General features: G+C 66.4%; 8 protein-coding genes and 1 pseudogene. 4 read left to right on the plus strand and 5 right to left on the minus strand.

Annotation, left to right across the window (positions count from 1 at the left end; translation table 11 throughout):
• The 5 genes from VLK61_RS08745 to VLK61_RS08765 form a co-directional block, all read right to left on the minus strand.
• Window positions 1-774 (minus strand): phosphonate utilization protein (locus VLK61_RS08745; protein ID WP_325420225.1); only part of this gene is annotated, 774 nt, incomplete at its 3' end.
• Window positions 771-2,447: a Na/Pi cotransporter family protein gene (locus VLK61_RS08750; RefSeq protein WP_325420227.1), complete on the minus strand. Its 1,677-nt coding sequence runs from the start codon at window positions 2,445-2,447 to the stop codon at window positions 771-773. The genes VLK61_RS08745 and VLK61_RS08750, both read right to left, overlap by 4 nt.
• 16 nt (window positions 2,448-2,463) lie before the next feature.
• Window positions 2,464-3,894 (minus strand): phosphonoacetaldehyde dehydrogenase, encoded by a 1,431-nt coding sequence (phnY, locus tag VLK61_RS08755; RefSeq protein ID WP_325420229.1) that lies wholly within the window; start codon window positions 3,892-3,894, stop codon window positions 2,464-2,466.
• 103 nt (window positions 3,895-3,997) lie between these two features.
• Window positions 3,998-5,209 (minus strand): phosphonoacetate hydrolase, encoded by a 1,212-nt coding sequence (gene phnA / locus VLK61_RS08760; RefSeq protein WP_325420231.1) that lies wholly within the window; start codon window positions 5,207-5,209, stop codon window positions 3,998-4,000.
• The gene (locus VLK61_RS08765; protein WP_325420233.1) at window positions 5,202-5,945 is read right to left on the minus strand and encodes a phosphonate utilization associated transcriptional regulator; all 744 of its coding nucleotides are present in this window, start codon (window positions 5,943-5,945) and stop codon (window positions 5,202-5,204) included. The genes phnA and VLK61_RS08765 overlap by 8 nt, the downstream gene beginning before the upstream one ends.
• Before the next feature lie 188 nt (window positions 5,946-6,133).
• Between VLK61_RS08765 and VLK61_RS08770 the strand changes: the two genes are divergently transcribed.
• The 4 genes and pseudogenes from VLK61_RS08770 to VLK61_RS08785 form a co-directional block, all read left to right on the plus strand.
• Window positions 6,134-7,177, plus strand: coding sequence for a putative 2-aminoethylphosphonate ABC transporter substrate-binding protein (locus tag VLK61_RS08770; protein WP_325420235.1), 1,044 nt, complete (start codon window positions 6,134-6,136; stop codon window positions 7,175-7,177).
• On the plus strand, window positions 7,135-8,250 hold the full coding sequence (locus tag VLK61_RS08775) for a putative 2-aminoethylphosphonate ABC transporter ATP-binding protein (protein WP_414636788.1): 1,116 nt from the start codon (window positions 7,135-7,137) through the stop codon (window positions 8,248-8,250). Before VLK61_RS08770 ends, VLK61_RS08775 begins: the two co-directional genes overlap by 43 nt.
• Window positions 8,247-9,959, plus strand: coding sequence for a putative 2-aminoethylphosphonate ABC transporter permease subunit (locus VLK61_RS08780; protein WP_325420239.1), 1,713 nt, complete (start codon window positions 8,247-8,249; stop codon window positions 9,957-9,959). The genes VLK61_RS08775 and VLK61_RS08780 overlap by 4 nt, the downstream gene beginning before the upstream one ends.
• A 16-nt stretch (window positions 9,960-9,975) precedes the next feature.
• Window positions 9,976-10,283 (plus strand): annotated as a pseudogene (locus VLK61_RS08785) (2-aminoethylphosphonate--pyruvate transaminase); the annotation flags it as partial.

Raw genomic sequence — 10,283 nt, forward strand, 5'->3', positions numbered from 1 at the left:
CGCGGCGAACAGCACCGAGGTCTCGCGCAGCGCCGCCACGCTGGCCACCGGCGCCCGCGTCATCGCCCACAGGGCAATGGCGTAGGAGCCGATCGACGCACCGCCGCCCAGCGCCGCCAGCAGCCAGCGCTGCCGTGCATAGGCGATGACGGCGCGGCGCTGTTCGGCAGTGCGGCGTGACCACACCAGCGCCGGGTACGGCACGCCGTCCAGCACGAACAGCAGCATGACGTACGCGGCGGCGCCGTGGCCATCGGCCACCGTGGCGCGCACGCCCTTGCCATCGACGAAGGTGTAGATCGCGATGATCAAGGCGTTGGCGAAGGCATAGCTCAGGGCCTTGCGGTGGTGCAAGGTCTCACCCGGATGCGCCAGGCCGACCAGCGCCACGCCGCCGGTGATGCCCAGGATGCCGGCCCAGGCCAGCAGCGACGGCACCTCGCCCAGCACCGCGCCGCTGCCGATGGCCACCAGCAGCGGCGCGGTGCCGCGCATGATCGGGTAGGTCAGGCCCAGCTCGCCATGCTGGTAGGCCCCGGCCAGCGCGATGTAGTAGCCGACGTGGATGACCAGCGACGCGGCGATGTAGGGCATCGCACTCGGCGGCGGCAAGCCGAACACCAGCAGCAACGGCAGCGCCACCAGCGCGCCGAGGAAGTGCACCAGCGCGGTGTCGAGCTCCTTGTCGCCGCTGGACTTGACCAGCGCGTTCCACGAGGCATGCAGCACCGCGCCGAACAGCACGGCCGCCACGATGGGCCACGTGAGGGTCATCGTGCCGAAGGCTCTTCGGCGTCCAGCGGTGCCAGCATCGAATGGCGGATGCGTGTCTGTGTCAGCGCGCCGGCCGATTCGAGGATCGGGTAGGCGATCGAGCAGATGTGCGAGTTGATGCGCTTCAGGTCGCTGATCAGGTCCAGGTGCAGCGAACTGGTCTCGATGCTCTGCGCGGTGTTGTCCCGCAAGCGCGCAATGTGGCTGGCCGCGTACTCATGCTCCAGGTCGCGGAAGCGCGCCTTTTCTTCGAGCAGGCGGCTGGCATCGCGCACATGGCCGTCGAGGAACACGCTCATGCCCAGGCGCAGGTTGGCGATCAGGCGCTCATGCAAGTGGCAGATCTCGGCCATGCCGGCATCGGAGAAGCGGCGGTTCTTGCGGATCTTCTTGTCCTCGACATCCTGCAGCACGCGCTCGATGATGTCGCCGATCTGCTCCATGTTGATGGTGAACGAGACCACGTCGGTCCAGCGCCGGCTTTCCCGTTCGGACAAGGCCTCGCGCGAGATCTGCGTCAGGTACAGCTTGATCGCGGTGTAGAGCTCGTCGACCACGTCGTCCATGCGGCGCAGTTTTTCGGCCAGCTCCAGGTCGTTGTTGCGCATCACCGGCAGGATGCCGCGCAACATGGTCTCGACCACATCGGCCTGGTGCAAGGCCTCGCGCGCGGCGCAGCTGATGGCCAGCGAGGGCGTGGCCAGCGCGGACAGGTCCAGGTGCCGCGGCCGCTGCGTATCGGTCACCGTCGGCGCGGTCAGCCAGCGCTCCAGCAAGCGCGCCAGCGGCGTCGTCAGGCCGATGAAGATCAGCGCCAGCATCACGTTGAAGCCGAGGTGGAACACCACCACCTGCTGGTGCACCGTGCCCACCCATTGCTGCAGCTGGACATGGGCCTGCGGCAGCAAGGGAATCGCCACCAGGCAGCCGATGGCCTTGAACACCAGGTTGCCCATCGGCAGCCGGCGCTCGGCCACCGGGGCCTGCGCGGTGGTCAACACGGCGAGCAGGCCACTGCCCAGATTGGCGCCCAGCACCAGGCCCAGCGCCACCGTGGCCGGCACGATGCCCGACGATGCCAGCGTGGCCGTGAGCAGCACGATGGCCAGGCTGGAGTAGGACAGCACCGTCAGCAGCGCGCCGACGAAGATGTCCAGCAGAATTTCATTCGGCAGTGCCACCAGCAGCGCGCGCACCGGCGGCGATTCGGTCAGCGGCCGCGTCGATTCGCCGATCATCTGCAGCGACATCAGGATCAGGCCCAGGCCGATGGCGACGCGGCCGAGCCGGCCGGCGGTGGTCTTTTCGCGCGTCACGAACATCACGACGCCGATGAAGATCAGGAACGGCGACAACCACGACAGGTCGAACGAAAACACCACCGCCATCAGGCTGGTGCCCATGTCCGCGCCCAGCATCACCACCAGCGCCGACGACAGCGGCACCAGGTTGCGGCCGAGGAAGGACGAGATGATCAGGCAGGTGGCCGTGCTGGACTGGATCAGGCTGGTCACGCCCAGGCCGGCCACCACGGCGCGCAGCCGCGAGCTCATGCTCAGCGTCAGCACATGGCGCAGGTTCTCGCCGAACACCCGCAGGATGCCGGTGCGCACGATCTGCGTGCCCCAGACGAGCAGCGAAATCGCAGCGAGCAGATTGAGCAGATGGATCATCGATCGTTGTTGTTGTTCACCAGGGCAGCGAATAGGTTTTGAGGTTGGTGAAGCTCTTCATCGCTTCCTGCACGCCCTCTTTGTACCCCAGGCCGGAATCCTTGATGCCGCCGAAGGGCGTGAGTTCCAGCCGGTATCCCGGCACTTCTCGCACGTTCACCGTGCCGACCTGCAGTTCGTTGACGAAGCGCGTGATCACGTCCAGGCGGTTGGTGCAGACCGATGAGGACAGGCCGTAGGCCGTGCCGTTGACGATGCTGATCGCCTCATCGACGCTGGCGAAGCTGATGATCGGCGACACCGGGCCGAAAGTTTCTTCATGCACCAGCGTCATCTTCGGGTCGACACGGTCCAGCACGGTCGGCGCGTAGAGCGCACCTTCGCGCTGGTTGCCGCACAGCAGACGCGCGCCTTGGGCCACGGCTTCGTCGACACGCGATTCGAACAGCCGCGCGGCGGTCTCGTCGATCACCGTGCCCATCTCGGTCTTGGCATCGGCTGGGTCGCCGTGTTGCCATGTCCGGGTTTTTTCGAGCACCAAGTCGGTGAAGCGGGAAGCCACCGTTTCGTGCACCAGCAAGCGTTTGACTGCTGTGCAGCGCTGGCCCGAGTTCTTGTACGAACCTTGCACCGCCAGCGACGAGGCTTCGTCCAGATCGGCATCGTCCATCACGATGATCGGGTCGTTGCCGCCCAGCTCCAGCACGACGCGGCGGTAACCGGCCTTGGCCGCGATGGATTTGCCGATGGCCACACCACCGGTGAAGGTGATCAGGTCGACATTCGCGTTCGTCAGCAGTTCGTCGGCGATCTCGCGCGGGTCACCGGTGATCACGCTCAGCATCTCGGGCGGCAGGCCGGCTTCATACAGGATGTCGGCGAACAGCAGGGCCGACAGCGGCACTTTCTCGCTGGGCTTGAGCACCATGCGGTTGTTCGTCGCAATCGATGGCACGACCTTGTGCGCCACCTGGTTCATCGGGTGGTTGAACGGCGTGATCGCGGTGATCACGCCCAGCAGCGGTTCACGCTGCGTGTGCACCCGCCGCTTGCGGCCGTGCGGCGTGATGTCGCAGCTGAAGGTCTGGCCGTCGTCCTTCAGGCATTCGTTGGCGCCGAACATCAGCACGTCGGCGACGCGGCCGGCTTCATATGTGCTGTCCTTCAGGCACAGCCCGCTTTCGGCAGTGATCAGCGCGGCGACCTCGGCGCTGCGGGCGCGCACGGCAGCGGCGGCACGGTTCAGGATGTTCGCACGCTCGAAGCGTGACAGCGTGGCGCGGTAGGCCTTGGCGATGCTGAAGGCCTGCTGCACCTCGGCCAGTGTGGCCTTGGGCACCGTGCCGACGACCTCCCGCGTGAACGGGTTGCGCACGGTGATGAGCCGGTCGCCGCCACGATCGACACCGATCTTCACACCGGCGATGCGCAGGCTCTCGATCTTCATTCAGACGCTCGCTTCCAGTGGGGGCCGCGGAACCGGCTCTGCCGGGCCGCTGGCGCCGCCCCCTTGAGGGGGAAGCGGCGTGAGCCGCTACGGGGGTGGGACATCACTGCGCGCGATTCAGCGCCAGCTCGAAGGCGTCGAAGTTGCGCCAGCGCCGGAACTCGTCCATGTCATTGATAGCCCGGTTCAGGATCAGCGGCACCCGCTGCTCGGAGACACCGCCGTGTGAACGCAAAGGCACTTCCAGCGCCGTCAGGTCATGCCGGGCCGCCGAAGTGCCCAGCACCGTGGAGCGCTCGGAGACCACCACCAGGTCGCCGATGCGCTCGGCCGGCAGTTCGTAGGCGCGGGCCGCCTCTTCACGCGACAGCACTCGCTCGATGCCGTGCAGCGAAGCGATGCAGGCCATGGCCTGCGACAGGTCTTCTTCGGCCAGGTACACCGTCGCAAACGAGCCGAGCGCGCCGTGGTGCACGACATAGGGATCGGTGATCGGCAGGATCGTGCGCGCCTTGCCGGCACCCAGCCAGCCGTCGAGCCGGTCCTGCAGGTAGATGACGTCCGGGCTGCCATCCATTTTCGTCTTCGCATTCATGCCGTGGTCGGCCGTCAGCGCGATGACGCAGCCCATCTCGTCCAGCGCGCCGAGGTAGTTGTCCATCATCGTGTAGAAGGCATTGGCGCCCGGCGTGCCGGGCGCGTGCTTGTGCTGGATGTAGTCGGTGGTCGACAGGTACATCACATCCGCCTGCCCACGCCGCATCAAGGCCACGCCAGCAGCGAACACGAACTCCGACAACTCCGCGCTGTAGACATCGGGCAGCGGCCGCTTGACCAAGCCCATCACGTCGGCGATGCCGTTCTCGGCCAGGTTCACCGCATCGGCCTTCTCAGACGAGAAGCAGATGCCGCGCATGCCTTTGCCCAGCAGCTTGCGCAGCTTGTCCTTCGCGGTGATCACGGCGCAGCGCTTGCCGGCCTCGGCCAGCGCGGCCAGGATCGTCGGCGCGCGCAGCCACTTCGGGTCGTTCATCATGACCTCAGTGCCGGTCTCGGCGTCGTAGAGGTAGTTGCCGCAGATGCCGTGCACCGAGGGCGGCGCACCGGTCACGATGCTCAGGTTGTTGGGGTTCGTGAAGCTGGGCACCACGCATTCGGCGATCAGCGCCGTGCCCTTGGCCAGCGTGCGCTTCATCCACGGCATGTGGCCGCCGGCCACGGCCTGGGCCAGGTAATCCGGCTCGCAACCGTCGACGCACACCACCACGGTGGGCTGCTTCGGCAAGGCATAGCGGCGGCCATTGACGTCAAGCATTGGAGTAGGCCTTTCGGTTGGACGCCGATTTCGCTGCGGCCGGCTTGGCAGCCGACGCATGCTGCGGCGCGTTGTTCTTCAGCGTGCGGTCCTTGCTGACCAGCACATGCTCGCGCATGGCCTTGCCGGCGGCGGCGGGGTCGCCCGAGGCAATGGCCTTGACGATGGCGCGGTGCTCGCCGGCCGAGATCGGCAGCAGCTTGCCGTCGGCCAGGTTGAGCCTGCGGAACAGCGAGAGTTCGTTGATCAAGCGGCGGTAGATGGCGGTGAGCTTGCGGTTACCGGTGAATTCCACCAGCTTGTCGTGGAAGTCCAGGTTCAGCAGGTGGTAGCCATCGGCGTCCCCCGCTTTCACCGCCTTCTCCATTGCATCGACCATGCCACGCACGGCTTTCAGCTGCTCGGGCGTGATGCAGGCCGCGAGTTGGCGGCCCACCGCTTCGTCCATCATCGCGCGCAGGTCGTAGATCTCTACCGCTTCGTCCAGCGGGATGTTGCGCACGAACACGCCGCGGTTCTTCTCCTGGCGCACCAGGCCGGCTTCTTCGAGCATGCGGAAGGCTTCGCGCACCGGGCCGCGGGACACCCCCAATCCGGAGGCCAGCTCGGCCTCGATCAGCTTGGCGCCGGGGGCCAGCTCGCCTTGCAGGATGCGGCGCTCGATCTCCTGCTGCACCACGGTGGTGAGCGAACTCGACTGCAGCAGCGCGATCGTGGGGTGGGCCTCGCGTTTCATGCACCGCATTGGAAGCCGCGAATCGTAGATTGTCAACAATCAGCAAAATACCGTTGACACAGTATGAAACACAGAGATAGATTGAATGCCTCTTGCTCTGGCGTGCCGTGTCATCACGCGGTCATGGCTGGCGACACAAGCTCTCGCCCTTTCGTTTCGCTCATTGCCTCTTGCCACGGGAGTTCTTCATGCGAATTTCGGGTTCCTTCCAGATGCTTGCGGCCGCCGCCCTGCTTGCGCTGGCCGCCTGGCCCGCCGCGGCCCAGAAAACCCAGCTGCTGGTCTACACCGCACTGGAAACCGACCAGCTGAAGGCCTATGAAGCCGGCTTCAACAAGGTCCAGCCCACCATCGAGATCAAATGGGTGCGGGATTCCACCGGCGTCGTCATCGCCAAGCTGCTCGCCGAGAAGGCCAACCCGCAGGCCGACGTGATCTGGGGCGTCGCTGCCTCGGGGCTGGCGCTGTTCGACCAGCAGGGCATGCTGGAGCCGTACGCGCCGATCAACCTCGACGCGATCATGAGCCAGTACCGCGACAAGAAAAAGCCGCCGGCCTGGTGGGGCATGGACGTCTACGGCGCGGTGGTGTGCTTCAACACCGTCGAGGCCAAGAAGCGCAACATCCCGAAGCCCGAGGGCTGGAAAGACCTGCTCAAGCCCGTCTACAAGGGCCAGGTGGTGATGCCCAACCCGGCGTCGTCGGGCACCGGCTATTTCGACGTCGTGGCCTGGCTGCAGATGTGGGGCGACGACGCCGGCAAGGGCGGTGGCTGGAAGTACATGGACGGATTGCACGAGAACATCGCGCAGTACACGCACTCGGGCTCCAAGCCCTGCAACATGGCGGCGGCGGGCGAGTACGTGGTCGGCGTGTCCTTCGAATACCGCGGCCACAGCAACAAGAGCAAGGGCGCGCCGATCGACCTGGTGTTCCCGAAGGAAGGCCTGGGCTGGGACCTCGAGGCCTTCGCGATCCACAAGGGCACCAAGAAGCTGGACGCAGCGAAGAAGCTGGCCGACTGGGCATCGAGCAAGGACGCGATGATCCTGTACGGCAAGAACTTCGCGATCACCGCGCAACCCGGCGTCGCGCCGAAGCTGGAGAACATCCCGGACGACTATGAGAAGCGGCTGATCAAGATGGACTTCAGCTATTCCGCCAGCAACCGCGAGCGCATCCTGACCGAATGGAACAAGCGCTACAACGCCAAGAGCGAACCGAAGAAGTGACGGCTGCGCCCTACCTGGGGCTGTCCGGCATCCGCAAGGAGTTCGGCAGCTTCGCCGCGCTGAAGGGCATCGACCTCCAGATCGCGCAGGGTGAGTTCGTCTGCTTCCTCGGCCCCTCGGGCTGCGGCAAAACAACCTTGCTGCGCATCATCGCCGGGCTGGAAGTGCAGACACGCGGCACGATCACGCTGGCCGGGCGAGACATCTCGCGGCTGCCGCCGGCCGAGCGCGACTACGGCATCGTGTTCCAGTCCTACGCGCTGTTCCCCAACCTCAGCATCGCCGACAACGTGGCCTACGGCCTGGTCAACCGCAAGGTGCCCAGGGCCCAGGCGCGGGCGCGTGTCACCGAGCTGCTGGCCTTGGTCGGCCTGCCGGGCAGCGAGGGCAAGTACCCGGCGCAGCTCTCGGGCGGCCAGCAGCAGCGCATTGCGCTGGCGCGCGCGCTGGCCACCTCGCCGGGCCTGCTGCTGCTGGACGAGCCGCTGTCGGCGCTGGACGCCATCGTGCGCGTGAAGCTGCGGCAGGAGATCCGCAGCCTGCAGCGCACGCTGGGCGTCACCACCATCATGGTCACGCACGACCAGGAAGAGGCCTTCGCGGTGGCCGACCGCATCGTCGTGATGAACGAAGGCGCGATCGAGCAGGTGGGCTCGGCGCTCGATGTCTACCGCGACCCGGCGACCCTGTTCGTCGCCGATTTCGTCGGCCGCATCAATGCGCTGCCGGCGGTACAGGAGGCCGGCGGCCTGCGCGTCGGCGCGCAGCTGTTCCAGTGCAATGCGGCCACGCTGAATGGTCACGTCCCCGGCCGCGAGCTGCGCATCTACCTGCGGCCCGAAGACGTGCTGGCGCGGCCGATCCCGGAAGGCGACCCGAACGTCTTCGAAGCGCAGATCGACAAGATCGAGTTCATGGGCCCCTACTGCCTGGTGCGCGTGACCAGCGCGCAGCTCGGCAGCCACAAGCTCACGGTCTACCTGTCGCTGAACTACCTGGCCGAGGCGCAGCTGGAAGTCGGCAGCCGGCTGCCGCTGCGGCTGATGCCCGAGCGCATGCGGGTGTTCGGATGAGCAGCAGCGCGGCGGTGCTGGCGCTGGCGCCAGTCCGGCAGAACGTGCATTGGACCGAACGCATCGCGCACCTGGCGATGGCCAGCGTCGCGCTGTTGCTGCTGGCCTTCCTGGCCGCGCCGCTGCTGGCCATCCTGCTGAAAGCGGTGGAGGACAAGGACGGCCGCTTCGTCGCGCTGGCCAACTTCATCGACTACGCGCAGACGCCCACGTTGCTGCAATCGCTGTGGAACAGCGTCTGGGTCTCGCTGCTGGTGACCGCGATCGTGCTGCCGCTGGCCTTCGGCTTTGCCTATGCGCTGGCGCGCAGCCGCATGCGCTTCAAGGGGCTGGTGCGCACGATCACGCTGGTGCCGCTGCTGGCGCCTTCGCTGCTGGCCGCCATCTCGCTGATCTACTGGTTCGGCAACCAGGGCGTGCTGAAAAGCTGGCTCGACGCTTTCGGCATCGAGCAGATCTACGGCGCCACCGGCATCGTGATCGCCGAGGCCTTCTCGGTCTTCCCGCATGCGCTGATGATCCTGATCACCGCACTGAGCGCGGCCGACGCACGGCTGTACGAAGCCGCCGATGCGCTGGGCACCACGGCGCGCCGCAAGTTCTTCACGATCACGCTGCCGGGCGCCAAGTACGGGTTGATCTCGGCCGCGCTGGTCAGCTTCACCTTGGTCGTCACCGACTTCGGCATCCCGAAAGTCATCGGCGGCAGCTTCAATGTGCTGGCCACCGATGTCTTCAAGCTGGTGATCGGCCAGCAGGACTTTCCAAAGGGCGCGGTGGTCGCGATCCTGCTGCTGGCGCCGGCGGTGCTGACGTTCGCGGTCGACCATTGGGTCAGCCGCAAGCAGACCGCGATGCTGACCGCGCGTGCCGTGCCCTACCGGCCGAAGAAGGCGCCGCTGTTCGATGCGCTGATGGCGCTGTACTGCACACTGATCTGCGCGCTGATCCTGGCGATGCTGGGCATGGCGCTGTTTGCGTCGTTCGCGAGCTTCTGGCCCTACAACCTGACGCCCAGCCTGCGCCACTACACGATGGGGCTGGTCGACGCCGAGGTCGACGTGGCCTTCTTCAACAGCCTGAAGATGGGCGCCGGCACCGCGCTGTTCGGCACGCTGCTGGTGTTCTGCGGCGCCTACCTGCTGGAAAAGACCCAGCGCGCGCGCCCGCTGCGCAGCCTGGTGCGCCTGCTGGCGATGCTGCCGATGGCGGTGCCCGGGCTGGTGCTGGGCCTGGGCTACATCTTCTTCTTCAATGCGCCGGGCAACCCCTTGAGCGGCATGTACCACACGCTCACGCTGCTGACGGTGTGCACCGTGGTGCACTTCTACACCACCGGGCACCTGACCGCCGTCACCGCACTGAAGAGCCTGGACCCGGAGTTCGAGGCGGTGTCGGCCTCGCTGAAGGTGCCGTTCTACAAGACCTTCTGGCGCGTGACCTTGCCGATCTGCACGCCAGCGCTCGTGGACATCGCGCGTTATTTCTTCATCAACGCGACGACGACGATCTCGGCCGTGGTCTTCCTGTATTCGCCGGAAACCAAGGTCGCGTCGATCGCGATCCTGAACCTGGACGAGGCCGGCGAGATCGGTGCCGCGGCGGCGATGGCGGTGCTGATTGCCGCGGCCAACACCGTCGCCACCTTGCTGTTCATGGCCCTGGGCTGGTGGGTGGACAAAAGCACACAGGCCTGGAAGCAAGCCTGAGACGGGAGACTTGAGCATGGACCGAGACCACCTCCTGCTGACCCCCGGCCCGCTGACGACCAGCCTGCGCACCAAACTGGCGATGCTGAAGGACTGGGGCTCGTGGGATGCCGACTTCAACGCCATCACCGCGCAGCTGCGTTCGCGCCTGCTGGACATCGTGCACGGCCAGGACACGCACACCGTCGTGCCGCTGCAGGGCAGTGGCACTTTCAGTGTCGAGGCCGCCGTCGCCACCCTCGTGCCGCGGGAAGGTCATGTGCTGGTGCTGGACAACGGCGCCTACTGCAAGCGGGCCGCGAAGCTGACGCAGCTGATGGGCCG

Source organism: Aquabacterium sp. (assembly GCF_035476535.1).
In the GTDB taxonomy this organism is placed as follows: Bacteria; Pseudomonadota; Gammaproteobacteria; order Burkholderiales; family Burkholderiaceae_C; genus Pseudaquabacterium.

Coding starts and splice junctions, on each gene's coding strand:
- VLK61_RS08750 (WP_325420227.1), bottom strand. CDS start 2,447: ATGATCCATCTGCTCAATCTGCTCGCTGCGATTTCGCTGCTCGTCTGG.
- phnY (WP_325420229.1), bottom strand. CDS start 3,894: ATGAAGATCGAGAGCCTGCGCATCGCCGGTGTGAAGATCGGTGTCGAT.
- phnA (WP_325420231.1), bottom strand. CDS start 5,209: ATGCTTGACGTCAATGGCCGCCGCTATGCCTTGCCGAAGCAGCCCACC.
- VLK61_RS08765 (WP_325420233.1), bottom strand. CDS start 5,945: ATGAAACGCGAGGCCCACCCCACGATCGCGCTGCTGCAGTCGAGTTCG.
- VLK61_RS08770 (WP_325420235.1), top strand. CDS start 6,134: ATGCGAATTTCGGGTTCCTTCCAGATGCTTGCGGCCGCCGCCCTGCTT.
- VLK61_RS08775 (WP_414636788.1), top strand. CDS start 7,135: ATGGAACAAGCGCTACAACGCCAAGAGCGAACCGAAGAAGTGACGGCT.
- VLK61_RS08780 (WP_325420239.1), top strand. CDS start 8,247: ATGAGCAGCAGCGCGGCGGTGCTGGCGCTGGCGCCAGTCCGGCAGAAC.